Here is a 16,035-nt window from a genome sequence, read left to right as displayed (position 1 = left end):
AGGGGCCTTAACATTCAGCCACGCGGCCGGGCCTAACGCCCGGCGCGCTGTGTGGATGGCTGACGACTCTCTCGACAACGAACTTCTGTCCCTGCCCACCTCGCTGCGGCTGCTGGCCGCACGCGGGATCGCCCGCAGCTATCGCAAGGGCGTCGTGCTGATCGAGGAAGGCTCGGTTGGCGACAACCTCTACCTCGTGCTGGCCGGCTCACTGCGCGCCTACAGCAGCGACGCACGTGGTCGCGAGATCACCTACGGTGTCTACGGCCCGGGCGAGTATGTCGGCGAGATGAGCCTGGACGGCGGGCCGAGGTCGGCCAGCGTCATCACCGAAGCGGGCAGCCGGCTCGTCATGGTCACGCGGGCCAGCCTGCTGACGCACATCAGCGAGCACCCCGAGTTCGCCTTCGAGCTGTTGACCAAGGTCATCCGGCGTGCCCGTGCCGCGACGCTGTCGACCAAGCAGCTGGCGCTGAACGACGTTTACGGCCGGTTGAAGAACCTCGTCGACGAGTCCACCTGCGAAGGCCAGTTGCTCGCGCTGACCCACCAGGGCATGGCGCAGCGGCTGGGCTGTTCGCGGGAAATGGTGTCCAAGCTGGTCAAGGACCTGGAGCAGGGCGGCTATCTGCGGCGCGTGGCGGCCGGGGAATACCAGCGGCTCAAGACGCTGCCGGCGCGCTGGTAGCGCGCCGCAAATCCCGGCGTGGCGGCCGGCGCTTCAGCTGGCTGATTTCATCGGCGGCGCGATGGGGAAGCGTTGGTCCGGCTTTGCCGCGCGGGCATACAGGCCGCTGACGAGCGGCAGGTTGGCCTGGATGTCCCGGATGCGGGTGCCGCTGGCCGGGTGGGTGGACAGCCATTGCGGCGGCGCGCCCTTGTTCGCGGCCATCATCTTCTCCCACAGACGCACGGCGGCGGCCGGGTCATAGCCGGCGCGGGCTGCCAGCTCGATGCCCACGAGGTCGGCCTCGGTCTCGTCTTCCCGGCTGAAGCGCAGCGTCAGCAGCTGCCCGCCGAGCCCGGCCAGGCCGCGGCCCAGGTTGCCCAGGCCCAGCAGCGCCGAGCCCAGCTCGATGACGCCGTTGGTCACGGTGTTTTTGCCGACGCGCTCGCGCGCGTGTTCGCGCAGCGCATGCGCGACCTCGTGGCCCATGATGGCAGCGACCTCGTCGTCTTCCAGCTTGAGCTTGTCGAGGATGCCGTAATAGAAGGCGATCTTGCCGCCGGGGATGCAGAAGGCGTTCAGCTGCGCGTCGCCCAGCAGGTTGACCTCCCATTTCCACTGACGCGCCCGGTCGTTCCACTCGTAGCTGTAGGGAATGATGCGCTGGGCGATGTAGCGCAGGCGTTGCAGTTGCGGGTGCTGCATCGGCGCCAGCCCGCGCTGCTGGGCGGCCTGTTGCAGCATCTGGGCGTACTGCTGGCCGCCGGCCTTTTCCAGCTGCTCGGCCGACACGAAGCCGGTGAACTTGCTCTTGGGGCCCACGTCCACGCCTTCGCGTGCCCAGGCGGGCAGCAGCGCGGTGGCGCCGGACGCTGCCAGCAGGCCCGTGAACAGGCGGCGAGCCGGCCGCGCGGGCGCGCAGCGGCCGGCGGCGCAGTCGGCACAGGCGCCGAACATGCGTTGCGGCGGGTGGGTGAAGTGGAGGTTGTCGCGGACCAGGAAGTCGTCGGCATGCATGGCGGCATTGTGCGATGGCGCGGCGCCTGGACTCGTAGGACTGGCGACAATGATGCAATGAACCCGTCTCCTGCCCCTGACATGGACAGCCAGCAATTCCGGGCCGCCCTCGGCATGTTTGCCACCGGCGTGACGATCATCACCGTGCGCTCGGCGGATGGCGGCCTCGTCGGCCTGACGGCCAACTCCTTCAACTCCGTGTCGCTGGAGCCGCCGCTGGTGCTGTGGAGCCTGGCGCGGCGCGCGGGGTCGCTGCCGACCTTCACACATGGGTCGCACTACGCGATCAACATCCTGGCGGCCGACCAGAAGGAGCTGGCCCAGCGCTTCGCGACGCGCGACATCGACCGCTTCGCCGGCGTGGCCTGGCGCGAGGGGGCGGGTGGCGCGCCGGTGCTGGACGGCGCGGTGGCCGTGTTCGAGTGCGCCAATCGCAGCCGTTACGAGGAAGGTGACCACGTCATCTTCGTCGGCGAGGTGGAGCGCTGCACGTCGCGGCCCGGCGCGCAGCCGCTGATCTTCCATGGCGGCCGCTACTTCACAGAGCTGCCGATATAAAACCCCCGCCCAGCTCAGCGGCGCGGGCTTTGCAGGATGGCGCCGTCGATTTCGGCGCGTTCGGATCGTCGTTGGCGTGTAGGGCAAGCCTCTGCCCAACTGGAGTCAGCCATCGCTGACGCCACTGGCGCAGTGGGCCGAGGCCGGGATCAGCCCAGCCGCCCGGCGGGCAGCGCCACCGGCGCGGCCACCAGCCGGCGCCAGCGCCAGGCCAGCAGCAGGGCTGACACGATGACCACGGTGGCGGCTACCAGCCACGGCGGTACGCCCAGCAGCTGCACCAGCACAAGCAGTCCACCCCAGAGCGCCATGCTGGCGAAGACCGGCACGACGACTGTCATTGGCGTGACCGGCCGCATGGTGGCCGGCCGGCGCGTCAGCGAGAGCGCGGCGCAAGGCAGCGCGGCCAAGGGTAGGTAGAGCATCAGGCTCTTGTCACTGCAGGCCGCCAGGGCCGCCAGGGCCAGCTCGCACAGCAGCCAGGCCGCGAGGAAGTTGCGCCATTGCAGCCGCGCCACGGCGCGGTTCAGCGCTTCGCCCTGCGGCATGCCCGGCAACAGGCGCAGCAGCGCCTGCTCACGGCGGCTGTGCCACAGCGCCGTGGGCAGGGCAAAGGCGGGGTTGAGGCCGATGTTGGCGATGGCCATGCCGATGCCGAAACTCCCGGCCACCAGCATGGCGGCCATGTCGAATCGGTAGACCAGCCAGAAGCCGATGAACGCCAGGAGCGCCAGCCCCACCATGGCGGCAATGCCCATCACCAGCTTCAGCCAGTGCTGCTGGCCATGCAACACGATGGCGGCGCGCGCCATGACGTTGTGCAGGTTGCTGTTGTCTGCACGGGCCACCAGGCGTTGCTGCCACGCCTGGAACAGGCGCTCGAACGGCCGGAAGATCCACGCCAGTTGATTACCCCACGCAGCGGCTGCCGGAACCTGGCCACCCTGGGCCCGCATCCGCATGGCATTGCGCATGATCGATTGCCGTGTGTAGCGCGACTGGTGGCGAGCGCCCCCGCCCGCAAAGGCGCTGGCGACGATCCAGCCTTGCGCCAGCAAGCTCAGCAGCAGCATGCCCGCCGTGTTGGCCTGCCACAGCGCGGCGATGGCGCGCCCCAAGGGCGCCAGTGGCTCGGCTGCCCACAGCAGCAGTGGCTGCCACGTGAACAGCAGCAGCAGGCATAGCCACCACAGCCGTGTCGACCACAGCAGGAACGTGGCAACGGCGCTGGTGCCCAACAGGATCAGGGCCCCGTGCGAGGTGCCCGGAATGATGAGCCACAACAGCAGCGAAACGAGCGCGGTGCAGCCGGCCCAGCACAGCAGCGCCGCGCGGCGCAACGCAGCCAGGTGGCCGGGCACGCAGTGCGCGGCGGTGGGGTGGTTTTGTTCCTGCAGGTTGGCGCCCAGCGCCATCCACCCCCCCATCAGCACCAGGATCATGAGGCACGGCACCGCCCGCCATTTCGCGGCGGGCGGCAGGAAGATCACCGCCGCGATCGCACCCAACGCCAGCAAGGCGGCGATCAGGCGCCGGCCCCAGGGCGAGTCGCGATCGCGCTGGCGCCACGGCGCGAGGGCGATCTGCGCGAGCTGTACGGCGTTCATCAGGTCAGCTCCGTGAACAGGTCATCGAGGTTCACGCGCTCAACCGCCACGCCGGCCGGCACCGCGGCCTCGGCCGGCAGCCGCGCCAGCACGCGTTCGCGGCCGGCCCCCAGCGGCGTGCGCTTGAGTGGCTGCGCGCCCAACCGGGCCATCAGCGTGGCCATCTCCGTGACGCTGCCGGTGAAGGCGCGCACCTGGTCCAGCAACTCGTCCAGCGGCGCCTGCAGCGCGATACGGCCACCGTTGAGGAAGGCCACGTTGAAGGCCACGCGTTCCAGGTCGGACAGGATGTGCGTGGAGAACACCACCGTGGCGCCGCGGTCCATCACCTGGCCCACCAGCTCGCGCAGGAAGTCGCGCCGGCCGGCCGGGTCCAGGCTGGCGACCGGCTCGTCCAGCACCAGCAGGTCGGGCTCGTGGGCCAGCGCGCGGATGATGGACAGGCGCTGCTTCTGGCCGCCCGAGAGCTTGCGGATGGGTTGATCGGGCCGGATGTCCCAGCGCGACATCAGCCCGTCGACCTTGGCCTGGTTCCAGCGCGGGTAGAAGCTGCGGAAATAGGCCAGCAGCTGGGCCGGCGTGAACGCCTCGAACAGGTCGCTGTGCTGGGGCACGTAGCCGATGCGGGCACGCGTGGCATCGTCGGGCTTCAGCGCCTCCTGGCCGAATAGGCGCACCTGGCCGGCGTCGGTCTCGCGCAGGCCCAGCAGCGCTTCCAGCAGCGTCGTCTTGCCGGCGCCATTGCGGCCCAGCAGGCCGACGACCTGGCCGGGCTGCAACTGCCAGTCCAGCCCATCCAGCACGAGCGGCCCCTTGGGGTAGGACAGGCGCACGCCCGTCAGCTCGGCGGTGGCGGAATCCGTGTGCGGGAAATGAGTCATGGCGCGTTCTCGTCGAGGATGGTCTTGAACAGGGCGACGGCCTGGGCCTTGGACAGCTGCAGCTGGCGCGCTTCAGCCGCGGCCTTCTCCAGCGTGGGGCGCAGCAGTTCCACCCGGTCGGCGGTGGGTTGCGCCTGCTGGTGCTGGGCCGCCACCACCATGGACAGGCCGCGGCGGCGCTCCAGCACGCCGTCGCTCTCCAGCTGCGAATAGGCCTTGGAGACGGTCATCGGGTGCACGGCCAGCGCCTGCGCCAGCTCGCGCACCGACGGAATCTCGTCGCCCGCCTTCAGCTGCCCGGCCGCCACACGCCGCTTCACCTGCTCGATGAGCTGGCGGTAGATGGGCTCGGTGGAGCCGGTGTTGATGTGGACGAAGTGGGTCGGGTCCATGCAAGCTGCCAATGTGTACTAGTACGATAGTACACGTGGACAGTGATGGTCAAGCCGCCCCGTCTGATCCGGTTCTTTTATGCAGAACTGAGTCTGTATTTCTGGTGCTGAGCGGCGCACAGTGCTGGCTTGAACAGGTGCTCGCGCACGGCTGCTGGCGTGGCGGCCGATGCTCGGCGTTGCGCCGTTCTTGCCTCGGCAGTGCGCCGCTCAGCGCGGACGCCGCCGCGTGATGTCGTTGATCGGTTGAGGCAGGATCAGCGACCAGCTTGGAAGTGCTCAGAAATCATGGAATGGGTCCCCGCAGTCTTCATCGTGTTCAAGGTCAGCGTGCTGAGCATCGGCATGTACCTCGCCGTCAAGTGGCACTACGACCAAGGGAAGAAGTACGGCACGGAGAAGCAGCGCGCCGTGCTGCGCGCGTGCGCCAAGTTGGTGGCCGCTTTCGTGGTGCTGGCGGTGGTTTTGCTGTTGCTCACGTTCAAGCTCGGCACGATGCTCGGCATCGACTTGACCTCGCCATGACGGGCGAGCACCGCCGTGGCGATCGGCGGGGCGCGAGGGCGCCGCACGGTCAGGCGATGGGTAGAGTTCGGAGTTCATTGAGTTTTCACACCACCACCATGCGCCATTTCTTCGTTGCTGCAGCCTTGCTCGTCTCGTTCGCCGCCCAGGCCCAGGTCAAGGTCGACGACCCCTGGGTGAGGGCCACTGTGGCGCCGCAGAAGGCCACGGGCGCGTTCATGCAGTTGACGTCGGCCAAGGCGGTCAAGGTGGTGGCGGCCGCGTCGCCCGTGGCGGGCATGGTCGAGATCCACGAGATGAAGATGGACGACGGCGTCATGAAGATGCGCGCCGTCGATGCGCTGCCGCTGCCCGCCGGTCAGGCCGTGGCGTTGAAGCCGGGCAGCTATCACGTCATGCTGATGGGCCTGAAGGCGCCGATCAAGGCCGGCGAGATCGTGCCCCTGACGCTGACGGTCGAGGGTGAAGACGGCAAGCGCACGGCGGTCGAGATCAAGGCCGAGGCGCGCGCAGGCACCGCCGGGCACTGAAACCGTGCGGCATGTGTCAAGCAGGTAAAGCCGGTTCAGCGCGCCCCGCACCGGCCGAAAACCTGGAGACCACACCGGGAGCCGCCCATGATCACTGCCGTCAACACCAGCGCCGCGTCCAGCAGTTCGTCGGCCCCCCAGGCCGCCAAGCCGGATGCCGAGCAAGTCTTCAAGACACTGGACACCGGCGGCAAGGGCTATCTGACGGTCGATGACCTGCAGGCGGCCGTCGTCAAGATTTCCGCCGAGGGCGCCAGGCAGGCGGACGCGGCCGGCCAGTCGGCACCGAGCGCCGAGGACGTGCTGGCCAAGATGGACGGCGATGGTGACGGCCAGGTCACGCTGGACGAGTTCAAGGCCGCCGAACCCAAGGGCGCCCCGCCCGGTGCGGCTCAGGGCGGTGGCGCCCCGGTGGCCAAGGCCCAGGGCGGGCAGGCTCAGGCGGCGGCCGCCGGTGGCGCCACGTCGGGCGGCGCGGCCAGCAGTGCCAGCAGCACCGCCAAGACCTACGAGCCCGCCGACACTAACGAGGACGGCCAGGTGTCGGCCAAGGAGCAGGCGGCCTACGATGCCAAGCTGGCCGCGCAGAAGGCGCAAAGCCAGGCCGGCACCAGCCGCAGCGCCGAGGCAGAGGCGGCGGTCAAGACCTACGAGTCGGTCGACCAGCTCGGCAAGGCGACGTCGGCACGCTGAGCGGTGGCTGGCAGCGTGGCGGCCGGCGAAGAAAGCGCTCAAGTCTGGCGCGCTGCGGCCGACAAGCAGGAACGAGCCCGCGAAATCCCCTCATGTTGATTCCCGCCACACCACCGCTGACCACGCCTGCTGCGGGTGCCACGCCGGCACCCGAGCCGGCGCGCCGGGCTGTGGCCGAGGCGGTGTCCAATGTGGTGTCGGTGTCGGCGGCGGGCGTCCGCGCGGCGGCGTCGCAGGACACGGCCAAGGTCGCCACCGGCATCGTCCATGTGTCGGCCGACGTCAACCACGACGGCACCGTGTCGGAGCAGGAGCAGCAGACCGACGACGCTCAGCTGGCATTGAAGAAGGCCATGCTGGAGGGCGGGCCTCAGCTCGACGAAGCCTTGCAGGCTTACCAGACCATCGCGTCGCTGGCCGACGCGCAGCGCTGACGCTCAGCCTAGGTTCAGGCCGCCCGGGCCGCGTTCGCGGCGATGGCACTGGCCAGGCGCGGCCACAGCGCCTCGGGCAGGTCGTGGCCCCAGCCGGGGAGGGTGTCCAGCGTGGCGCCGGGAATGCGGGCGGCCAGGTCGTGTGCCGCCGCAACCGGAATCAGCGAGTCGCCTTCACCGTGCAGGACCAGCGTGGGCGCCGTGATGTGCGGCAGGCGCTCGGCGCGATGGGTGTCGGCCGCGATGGCGACCATTTGGCGCGCCACGGCCTGTGGGCGGAAGGAGCGCTGCACGCTCTGCGCGATGCGCTCGCGCAGCGCCTCGGCCGGCGCCGGATAGGCGGGGCTGCCGATGACGCCGTACAGCGCGACGAAATGGTCGAGGAGGTTGTCCAGCGTCTGTGCCGGCGTGGCGCCGCGCCGTGGGCGCGACATCAGCAGCTTGCGCACCTGCCAGCTCTCGCGCGGCACGTGGCGTGCGCCGCTGCTGGTCATCATCAGCGTCAGGCTGCTGAGCCGGTCGCCGTGTGTGAAGCCCAGGTGCTGGGCCACCATGCCGCCCATGGACGCGCCGCAGACATGGGCGCGGGCGATGCCCAGCGCGTCGAGCACGCCGACGGCGTCGCGCGCCAGGTCGGCCAGCGTGTAGGGCGCCTTGACCGGCAGATGCAGCGTGTGCAGCAGCGCCGCCATCGGCACGCTGGGCACGCCCAGCTCGTCGAAGGGCTGGGACAGGCCGATGTCGCGGTTGTCGAAGCGGATGACGCGAAAGCCTTGGGCCGCCAGCGCGTCCACCAGGCCATCGGGCCAGGCCGTGAGCTGCATGCCCAGGCCCATGACCATCAGCAGCGGGGCCCCGTCGGTGGGGCCGTGGAGGTCGACTTCGAGGCGGACGCCGTTGGCGCTGGCCTGCATCGAGGCCGGGTCAGTCGAGCTCGGCCTGGCGCTCGATGACGCGCGAGACCAGCCCGTAGGCGATGGCTTCGTCGGTGCTCATCCAGAAATCGCGCTCGATGTCGACGGCCACGCGCGACAGCGGCTGGCCGGTCTCGCGCGCGATGACGGCGGCGATGCGCTCGCGCGTGCGGATGATTTCCTTGGCCTGGATGGCGATGTCGCTGGCCTGGCCACCGGCGCCGCCGGCCGGCTGGTGGATCATGAAGCGCGTGTTGGGCAGCGCGAAGCGGCGTTCCTTGGGGGCGGCCAGGTAGATGTGCGTGCCCGCGCTGGCCACCCAGCCCGTGCCGACGATGTTCACCGGCGCGCGCACGAAGCGGATCATGTCGTGGATGGCGTCGCCGCTCTCCACGTGGCCGCCGGGCGACGAGATCAGCAGCGTGATCGGCGCGTCGGACTCCTGCGCCAGCGCCAGCAGGCGGCGGCAGGTGGCCAGCGCCATCTTGTCGTCGATCTCGCCGAAGACCATCACATAGCGCCCCTTGAACAGCAGCTGTTCTTCGTGCTTCTCGGGAGCGTCCTTCTTGGGGGCCTTGTCTTCGGCGGCGAGGGTGTGGTGTTGCATCGTCAATTCCGGTTGAAGCCGATACCTTACCGCGAGAACCGCGGCCCGCGCGCGGCCAAGGGCTCAGCGGTCACCACGGCGGCGCCACCAGGCCAGGCTGGCGATGGCGAACAGCGTGGCGAAGCAACTGGTGCTCCAGACGACCGTGCGCACGACGAGGTGCGTGGGGTAGGCCGGCAGCGACGGTGGCGTCAGCAGGTAGGCGCAGGTAGCGCCGACGACGAGCGCCGTCGCCAGGCAGGCCAGCAGCAGCCGCAGGCGGCCGCCGTGCGCCGCGCCAGCCGGGGCCAGCGGGCGCGTGCGCAGCGTGCGCCGGTAGGCGATGACGAGGGCGACCACGCCGACCAGGCTGCTCAGGTGCTGCAGCAGGTGGGCGAGCTGCGGCTGCGAGTCGTCCAGGTCGGGCAGCAGCTCGGCGCCCCAGCGGCCCTGGTGCGTGAAGGAGTCCCACAGCACATGCGTGGCGGCACCCAGCAGGATGGACAGCACGGCCACGGCCAGGTTCACCCAGGCTGCCCGTGCGGGTGGCCGCAACTGCTCGCGCACGAGGGCGCGGTGCGGCTCGGGCAGCAGCACGGTCAGCGGCTGCGCCAGGCGCTGCAGCAGCGTCAGCATCAGCAGACAGACGGGCAGGCAGGCGATGAGGACGCCGGTGAGCGTGTGGCAGAACGCCGACCACGCGCCGTGCATGCCGATGTAGTAGCTCAGGTCGGGCGCCATCGCGCCGAGGATCAGGCCGGGCAGTGATAGCCAACGGGGGCACAGCGGGCGCAGCGGCAGGATGGCTGCCGGGTGGGCAAAGGTCCAGGGCATCGTCTGATCAGGGCTGCGCGGGGGCCATGTGGCGGTCGAAGTTCGCGATGTAGTCGTCGAGGTGTTCTTCCAGCATGAGGCGGTACTGCTCGACGAAATAGGCGAGCGTCTCCTCCCGTGCCTGCGCCATCTGCTCGCCGGACTGGAAACCGCAGGCGCTGACCCACGCATTGAACCGCGACGCCGCGAAAAGCATGGAGGCACTCACCTTGCCGCGGCCCGGCTCGTCGGCCAGCTGATCGTTGGAGAGGTGGATGTGCTGGTCGGCACGCGCGTAGAAGTTCTCGTCGGCGTCGGTGGGCATGGGGTTACTGCTCAGTCGGGTCAGGGGTGACGCGCGTCACGCGTATCACGCGGTCGTCTTGTAGAACCAGCGCCGCGCCCCTTTGGGTTCAAAGGGCGCCCACTGGCCTTGCGGCTGCGCGAGGCGGTCGGCCAGCGCATACAGCGCCACGGGGCTCACGCCCAGGCCGATGTGGCTGGCCTGGACCTCGATGTTCTCGGCCAGCGGTGACGGCTCGTTGACGCTGCAGCGCCAGGCGACGACTCCGTCGGTGCGGGAATAGATGGACGTCGTCGGCACGGGCGGTGGGGTGCGCATCTGGGCCAGCAGTTCGTGGTGGTCGGCCAGGGTCTGGCCGCTGACCAGCTCGAAGAAGCGCCAGGCATTGGTGGCGCGCGGGTGGCCGGTGAACGGCGTGCCCAGCGTGACGACGCAGCGCGTGAGCTCCGGGCATGCCTTGGCCAGCTCGCGCGCGTAGAGGCCACCCAGGCTCCAGCCCACGAGGCTGACCTTGCGGTGGTGGCGGCGGTGCAGGTCGACGAGGTGAGCCCGGGCCTGTTCCAGCACACCGGCGCGGGGGCCGAAGTTGAACCCCTGCTGCCAGGGTTGCGTGGCGTAGCCCAGCGAGTCCAGCAGCGCGCGCAGTGGCGCCGTCGTCAGGTCGTTGGCGCCCAGGCCGGGGAACACCAGCACCGGGTGGCCGTCACCCTGGGGCAGCTTCTTCATCCAGGGCAGCGCGGCGAGCAAGGCCGCGTATTCCCACGGCGCGCGGCCTTCGAGCATCAGCAGCCAGGCGCTGGGGGCGCGCAGCTCGGCGGCGTCGCTGGCAGCGGCGGGCGCTGCCGGGGAGCGACGCGTGGCGCGTGGCGGGCGGTGTGCGGGCATGCGGGGCAGCGGTGCGTGCGGATCGCCCCGCATTGTTAGCGAAGCGCGCGGCCCCGGGTGGGCGGCCGCAGGCGCTGTGCTCACTCCTCCGGCACGAAGATCCACAGCAGGATGTAGAGCAGGACGCCGCTGCCGAAGGCCAGGAAGAGCACCGTGAAGATCAGGCGCCAGACCCAGGAGTCCAGCCCCGTCGCGCGGGCGATGCCGCCGCAGACGCCGCCCAGCCAGCGGTCCACCCGCGCGCGGCGCAGGCCGTTGACGGCGCCGACGTTGGGGCCGGCCGAGCCGGTGTGGTGGGTGGCGCTGCCGGCCAGCACGCGGGCCTTGGCCTTGGCGAACTCTTCGTCGCTGAGCACGCCGCGAGCGTGCAGGTCGGCCAGCTTGTTGAGTTCTTCGGCGTCGTTCATTGTCGGGCTCCTTTCGGTGTTGATGGGAAGTAGCCTAACGGCAGAACGCGTGCCGGTCGGCTCGATGCGACAGCCTGTCGATTTGATGGGATGCGGCCGCGGAAATCAGCGGACGGACGGTGCGGCGGGCTCGATGTCGACGAACTGCCAGAAGTCCAGCCAGAACAGCGGCCGGTAGAAGCCGCGCATCGTCGACTGCTGGATGTCGGTCACGATGCGGTGGACATGCACCTTGTAGGGCATGAAGGCCACGGTGATGCGCTTGGCTTCCTTGAACAGCGCCTCGCGCTCGGGCCCGTCGGGCAGGGCCTGCATGCGGTCGTACAGCGCGTCGAAGCGGGCGTTGCGAAAGCGCGGCAGGTTCTGCGTGCCGGCGGCCGGGCCGTAGAAGCGCTGCAGCGCCTCCTGGCCGTCGGGCGAGGCGGCCGTCGAGGCGACGGGCCACATCTGGTAGTCGCCCGCCTGCGCGGCCTTGAGGTTCTCGGGCCACTGCTGGATCTTCAGTGTCAGCCGGATGCCGATGGCGCGTAGCGACTTCTCCCACAGCTCGTCGAGGGCGCGGCTGAGTGAGTCGGACTGGGTGTTGCGCGTCAGCACGAGCGGGCTGCCGTCGGGCATGTCGCGCCAGCCGTCGCCGTCGTGGTCGACGAAGCCGTACATGTCCAGCAGCGCGCGTGCGCGGGCCGGGTCGTGGTCGCTCATCTCGCTCTTGAACGCCGCGTCGTAGCCGCTGGTGTTGGGCAGCACGGGCGACTGGGCCGGCACGCCCTGGCCCCGCCGCGCGACGCGGATCTCCTGGTTCACGTCGTAGGCCAGCGACAGCGCGCGGCGCAGGGCGACCTTGTCCGGCGTCACGCCGCCGATGACCGGGTCGTCGAGGTTGAAGCTGGTCAGCGTCATGTCGGGTGACAGCGTGAACACCGCCTGCATGCCGCGCCGCGCGAGGTTGGGGGCGAGCTTGCCGCCGGGCGCGGCCTGCGTGATGAAGGCCTCGGGCACGCGCTCGATGAAGTCATGCTCGCCGTTCAGGAAGGCGAGCCAGCGTGGCTGGTCCGCCTCGATGACGTCGACGACGACGCGGTCGACCATCGGGATGCGGCGGCCCTTGAAGCGGGCGTAGATGGCCTGCGCTTCCTTGTCGTCTGCGGCGGGCTGCGCGTCGTAGTGGCGTTCGCGATAGGCCGGGTTGCGCTCGAACACCATCTGCGAGCTGCGCCGCCACGCCTTCAGCTGGAAGGGCCCGGTGCCGACGGGGTGCTCCATGATGCGGTCGCCGTAGAACTCGACGACCTCGCGCGCGACGGCGCCGTAGAGGTCGTTGCCGGCGAAGATGGCCTCGACGAGCCGCGGCCGCGGCCCTTTGGTGCGGACTTGCAGCGTGTAGCGGTCCAGCGCGCGCAGGCCTTCGATCTCGGTGTCGTACGGAAACGGCTTGCGGCTCCTGATCGCCTGCTCGCGCAGCTCGCCGAGGCCGACGATGGCCTGGTCTTCATAGGTCACCCAGCCCTGCGCGTTGTTGGCCGGGTCGGCGAAGCGCTTGATGCTGTAGACGAAGTCCTGCGCGGTGACCTCGCGCCGCTGGCCCTTGAAGGCCGGGTCGTCGGCAAAGTAGATGCCGGGCTGGACGCGGACGGTGAAGGTCTTGTAGTCGGCGCTGACCTTGGGCTCGCCAGCCGCGACGAGCGGCACCAGGCGGGCGGGGCGCGCGAGCGGGTCGAAGGCGTAGAGCGACTCGAAGATGTGGGCCGTGGCCGTGCGCGAGTAGATGTCGGAGATGCGCGCCGGGTCGAAACCCGTCTCGGCGATGCGGAAGGCGTAATGCAGCGTCTTGACCGGCACCGTGGCGCGGGCGGGAGCAGCCAGCGCCAGGCAGGTGGCGAGCGCTGCGAGCAACTGCTTCATGGCTGGGGCTGGGTGGCGGGGTCGATGTCGATGTATTTCCAGAAGTCCCGCACGAACAGGTTGCGGCTGTAGCCGCGCACCCAGGGGTGAGCCATGTCGGTGAAGACGCGATGCACGTGGAACTTGTAGGGCGCATAGGCGACGAGCAGGCGCTGCGCGTCGCTCATGACGGCCAGGCGCTCGGGGCCGTCGGGCATGGCCTTCTGCCGGTCGTAGAGGGCCTCGAAGGCCGGCAGGTCGAAGCGGGTCTTGTTCGCGTTGCCCTTGGCCTTGCTGGAGCCCAGCGCGAGGAAGTAGTCGCCATCGGGCACGGTGCCCACCCAGCCGACGTTCCACATCTGCAGCTTGCCGGCGTTGGCGGCCTTGAGCTGTTCGGGGAACTTGCCGATCTTGAAGGTCATGCGCACGCCCAGCGCCTTCATGTTCTTCTGCCATTGCTCGGCGAGCTGGCGGCGCTCGCCGTCGGCCAGCGTCGAGTACTCGATGACCAGCGGCTGGCCGTCGGGCAGTTCGCGCCAGCCGTCGCCGTCGCGGTCCTTGTAGCCGTACAGGTCCAGCAAGGCCTTGGCCTTGGCCAGGCTGAACTCGCTCATCTCCGACTTGAAGGCGGGGTCGTAGCCGAACACCGTGGTCGGCAGCGGCCCCTGGCTCTTGAGCGCCTGGCCACGGCGCACGAGGCGGATCTCCTTGTCCAGGTCCACGGCCAGGTTGATCGCGCGGCGCAGCGCGATCTTCTCGGGCGTGTAGCCGCCGACGACCGGGTCTTCCATGTTGAAGTAGCTGAACGAGATGTCGGCGCGCGGGTAGCGCGTCATCGTGATGCCCTGCTTGGCCAGGTTGGGCGCCAGGTGGTTGCCGGGCATCGCGATGGTGGCGAAGTCGATGGGCACCTCCTCGATGACGTCGGCCTCGCCGCGCAGGAAGGACAGCCAGCGCGGCTGTGCCTCCTCGACGATGCTGACGACGACGCGGTCCACGATGGGGAGCCGGCGGCCCTGCAGCGCCGCGACCTCGGCCTTGAGCCGGTCGCTGGCGTCCGGCGGCGCCACCTCGGCGTAGCGCACCTCGCGGAAGTTGGGGTTGCGATCGAGCACGATGCGCGAGTTGCGGTGCCACTCGACGAGGCGGAACGCACCGGTGCCCACGGGGTGCTCCATGATGTGGTCGCCATAGGCCTCGACGACCTCGCGCGCGACGGCGCCGACGAAGCCGGGGTCGGCAAACTGGTAGACGAAACGCGGGTCGGCGACCGACAGCTTGATCTGGAAGGTGTAGCGGTCCAGCGCCTTCAGGCCCTCGACCTCGCGGTCGTAGTCGAACGGCTTTTTCGTGCGCAGGCTTTCGCGGCGCAGTTCCGACAGCCCGAGGATGCCGACGTTCTCCAGGATGTAGAGGTTGTTGCTCTTCCAGCGCGGGTCGTAGTGGCGCTTGATGCTGTAGACGTAGTCGGCTGCCGTCAGCTCGCGCCGTTCGCCAGGCTTCAGGCCTTGGAAGGCCGGGTCGTCGGAGAAATAGATGCCCGGCTTGACGCGCATCGTGAGCGTCTTGAAGTCGGCGCTGATCTGCGGCATCTCGGCCAGCGTGGCGGGCCGCAGCTTGAACGGGCGGGCGCCGAAGTCGTATTCCAGCGGCGCGTCGAAGATGGCGCCGGCGATGTCCTTGGAATACTTGTCGGAGATCTGGGCCGGGTCGAAGCCCGTCTCGGCGACCTTGAACGCATAGCGCAGCACCTTGTCGGCGGCGTGAGCGGCGGGAGCCAGCATGCAGGCCAGGACAAGGCCGCTCAACAGGGCAGGGAACTTCATCAGGGGAGGCGCTGGCTAGAAGAAGGGCGCAGTCTAGTGAAATCGTCCGCTGCCGCCGCCCTCGCATAGACTCCGGCCCGTTTTCTGGTGTAACCCCGCGCTCCCGGCGGGGTTTGTGGTTTCTAGGAGCCCCGTATGGCGGCCTATCTCGTTCGGCGTCTGTGGCAGATGATCCCCACCCTCCTGGGCGTGGTGCTGCTGGTGTTCTTCCTGTTCAAGAAGTTCGGTAACGATCCGGCGCTCATCCTCGGCGGCATGAACGCCAGCGCCGAGCAGATCGAGGCGATCCGCGACCAGCTGGGGCTGAACAAGCCGGTCTGGGAGCAATTGCTGATCTTCCTGAAGCAGATCGTCACCTTCGACTGGGGCAAGAGCTGGGCCACCAGCGAGCCGGTGGCCAACCTCTTCGCCACGCGCCTGCCGGCCACGCTGACGGTGACCGTGCCCATCCTCGTGCTGGAGGTGGTGCTGGCGATCCCGTTCGCGCTGGCCGTGGCCACCGTGCGCGGCAGTCTGACCGACCGTGCGGTCATGATCTGCACCACCGTGGCGGTCTCCATCTCGCTGCTGGTGTATGTGATCCTGGCGCAGTACGTGTTCGCCTTCCGGCTGGGCTGGTTCCCGGTGCAGGGCTGGACCGGCAGCGTCTGGACCAACCTGACCACCTATGCGCCGCTGCCCATCCTGGTCGCGGTGGCGGTGTCTCTCGCGCCGCAGATCCGGCTGTACCGCAGCTTCTTCCTCGACGAGCTGGGCCACGACTACGTGCGCACCGCGCGCGCCAAGGGCCTGACCGAAGGCACCGTGCTGCTCAAGCATGTGCTGCGCAACGCGCTCATCCCCATCCTCACCAACGTGTCGGTGCTGGTGCCCGGCGTGCTGGTCGGCAGCTTCCTCATCGAGGTGTTCTTCTCCATCCCGGGCCTGGGCCGCGAGCTCTACCTGGCCGTCAACCGCGGCGACTACCCGGTCATCCAGGCCTTCGCCATCTACCTGGCGGCGCTGACGATGACGGTCAACCTGCTCGTCGACGTGCTCTACAAGGTCGTCGACCCCCGCGTGGTGTTCAAGTGAGCCCCCGCTCCGCAGCGCCGCACGCGCGGCGCGCCGCCAAC

General features: G+C 69.4%; 19 protein-coding genes. 7 read left to right on the top strand and 12 right to left on the bottom strand.

Features of this window, described 5'->3' with window-relative positions:
• Positions 1 to 55 precede the first annotated feature (55 nt).
• Complete coding sequence (locus ACG00X_RS10825; protein ID WP_394488164.1) at positions 56 to 688, top strand: Crp/Fnr family transcriptional regulator; 633 nt, start codon at positions 56 to 58, stop codon at positions 686 to 688.
• A 33-nt stretch (positions 689 to 721) separates the two neighbouring features.
• On the opposite strand, the gene ACG00X_RS10820 is transcribed toward ACG00X_RS10825, so the two are convergent.
• Positions 722 to 1,684, bottom strand: coding sequence for a M48 family metallopeptidase (locus tag ACG00X_RS10820; RefSeq protein WP_419964732.1), 963 nt, complete (start codon positions 1,682 to 1,684; stop codon positions 722 to 724).
• An 81-nt stretch (positions 1,685 to 1,765) separates the two neighbouring features.
• On the opposite strand from ACG00X_RS10820, the gene ACG00X_RS10815 reads away from it, so the two are divergent.
• The gene (locus ACG00X_RS10815; RefSeq protein WP_394488163.1) at positions 1,766 to 2,242 is read left to right on the top strand and encodes a flavin reductase family protein; all 477 of its coding nucleotides are present in this window, start codon (positions 1,766 to 1,768) and stop codon (positions 2,240 to 2,242) included.
• A 149-nt stretch (positions 2,243 to 2,391) separates the two neighbouring features.
• On the opposite strand, the gene ACG00X_RS10810 is transcribed toward ACG00X_RS10815, so the two are convergent.
• From ACG00X_RS10810 to ACG00X_RS10800, 3 genes are read right to left on the bottom strand one after another with little or no spacing between them, the layout of a single operon-like run.
• Positions 2,392 to 3,849 (bottom strand): hypothetical protein, encoded by a 1,458-nt coding sequence (locus ACG00X_RS10810; protein ID WP_394488162.1) that lies wholly within the window; start codon positions 3,847 to 3,849, stop codon positions 2,392 to 2,394.
• Positions 3,849 to 4,730: an ABC transporter ATP-binding protein gene (locus ACG00X_RS10805; RefSeq protein WP_394488161.1), complete on the bottom strand. Its 882-nt coding sequence runs from the start codon at positions 4,728 to 4,730 to the stop codon at positions 3,849 to 3,851. Before ACG00X_RS10805 ends, ACG00X_RS10810 begins: the two co-directional genes overlap by 1 nt.
• Positions 4,727 to 5,122 (bottom strand): GntR family transcriptional regulator, encoded by a 396-nt coding sequence (locus ACG00X_RS10800; RefSeq protein WP_394488160.1) that lies wholly within the window; start codon positions 5,120 to 5,122, stop codon positions 4,727 to 4,729. The genes ACG00X_RS10805 and ACG00X_RS10800 overlap by 4 nt, the downstream gene beginning before the upstream one ends.
• 288 nt (positions 5,123 to 5,410) lie before the next feature.
• On the opposite strand from ACG00X_RS10800, the gene ACG00X_RS10795 reads away from it, so the two are divergent.
• From ACG00X_RS10795 to ACG00X_RS10780, 4 genes are all read left to right on the top strand, one after another.
• Positions 5,411 to 5,647, top strand: coding sequence for a hypothetical protein (locus tag ACG00X_RS10795; RefSeq protein ID WP_394488159.1), 237 nt, complete (start codon positions 5,411 to 5,413; stop codon positions 5,645 to 5,647).
• A gap of 98 nt (positions 5,648 to 5,745) precedes the next feature.
• Positions 5,746 to 6,177 (top strand): copper chaperone PCu(A)C, encoded by a 432-nt coding sequence (locus tag ACG00X_RS10790; RefSeq protein ID WP_394488158.1) that lies wholly within the window; start codon positions 5,746 to 5,748, stop codon positions 6,175 to 6,177.
• Between the two features lie 87 nt (positions 6,178 to 6,264).
• Positions 6,265 to 6,870, top strand: coding sequence for an EF-hand domain-containing protein (locus ACG00X_RS10785; RefSeq protein WP_394488157.1), 606 nt, complete (start codon positions 6,265 to 6,267; stop codon positions 6,868 to 6,870).
• A 92-nt stretch (positions 6,871 to 6,962) separates the two neighbouring features.
• Positions 6,963 to 7,304 carry a hypothetical protein gene (locus ACG00X_RS10780; RefSeq protein ID WP_394488156.1) on the top strand — a complete coding sequence of 114 codons (342 nt, stop codon included), beginning with the start codon at positions 6,963 to 6,965 and terminating at the stop codon, positions 7,302 to 7,304.
• Positions 7,305 to 7,318: 14 nt separating this feature from the next.
• On the opposite strand, the gene ACG00X_RS10775 is transcribed toward ACG00X_RS10780, so the two are convergent.
• From ACG00X_RS10775 to ACG00X_RS10740, 8 genes are all read right to left on the bottom strand, one after another.
• On the bottom strand, positions 7,319 to 8,218 hold the full coding sequence (locus tag ACG00X_RS10775) for an alpha/beta fold hydrolase (protein WP_394488155.1): 900 nt from the start codon (positions 8,216 to 8,218) through the stop codon (positions 7,319 to 7,321).
• 10 nt (positions 8,219 to 8,228) lie between these two features.
• Positions 8,229 to 8,825, bottom strand: a complete 597-nt coding sequence (locus tag ACG00X_RS10770) for an ATP-dependent Clp protease proteolytic subunit (protein ID WP_394488154.1) — start codon at positions 8,823 to 8,825, stop codon at positions 8,229 to 8,231.
• 63 nt (positions 8,826 to 8,888) lie between these two features.
• Complete coding sequence (locus ACG00X_RS10765; protein WP_394488153.1) at positions 8,889 to 9,638, bottom strand: DUF4184 family protein; 750 nt, start codon at positions 9,636 to 9,638, stop codon at positions 8,889 to 8,891.
• Between the two features lie 7 nt (positions 9,639 to 9,645).
• Complete coding sequence (locus ACG00X_RS10760; protein WP_394488152.1) at positions 9,646 to 9,942, bottom strand: DUF3144 domain-containing protein; 297 nt, start codon at positions 9,940 to 9,942, stop codon at positions 9,646 to 9,648.
• Positions 9,943 to 9,987: 45 nt separating this feature from the next.
• Positions 9,988 to 10,806, bottom strand: a complete 819-nt coding sequence (locus tag ACG00X_RS10755; RefSeq protein ID WP_394488151.1) for an esterase/lipase family protein — start codon at positions 10,804 to 10,806, stop codon at positions 9,988 to 9,990.
• An 80-nt stretch (positions 10,807 to 10,886) separates the two neighbouring features.
• The gene (locus tag ACG00X_RS10750) at positions 10,887 to 11,213 is read right to left on the bottom strand and encodes a PspC domain-containing protein (protein ID WP_394488150.1); all 327 of its coding nucleotides are present in this window, start codon (positions 11,211 to 11,213) and stop codon (positions 10,887 to 10,889) included.
• A gap of 105 nt (positions 11,214 to 11,318) precedes the next feature.
• A complete protein-coding gene (locus ACG00X_RS10745; protein WP_394488149.1) occupies positions 11,319 to 13,115 on the bottom strand; it encodes an ABC transporter substrate-binding protein in 1,797 nt (598 codons plus the stop codon).
• Entirely contained in the window at positions 13,112 to 14,920 is a 1,809-nt protein-coding gene (locus ACG00X_RS10740) for an ABC transporter substrate-binding protein (protein ID WP_394488147.1), read from the bottom strand. The genes ACG00X_RS10745 and ACG00X_RS10740 overlap by 4 nt, the downstream gene beginning before the upstream one ends.
• Positions 14,921 to 15,055: 135 nt before the next feature.
• Here ACG00X_RS10740 and ACG00X_RS10735 point away from each other — a divergent pair, with 135 nt between their 5' ends.
• A complete protein-coding gene (locus ACG00X_RS10735; RefSeq protein WP_394488146.1) occupies positions 15,056 to 15,994 on the top strand; it encodes an ABC transporter permease in 939 nt (312 codons plus the stop codon).
• The last annotated feature ends 41 nt before the right edge of the window (positions 15,995 to 16,035 follow it).

It is taken from the genome of Pelomonas nitida (assembly GCF_043555975.1).
Classification (GTDB): Bacteria; Pseudomonadota; Gammaproteobacteria; order Burkholderiales; family Burkholderiaceae_C; genus Pelomonas; species Pelomonas nitida.
The sequence above is the reverse complement of the archived record's forward strand: the minus strand, read 5'-3'. Positions and strand labels throughout refer to the sequence as shown.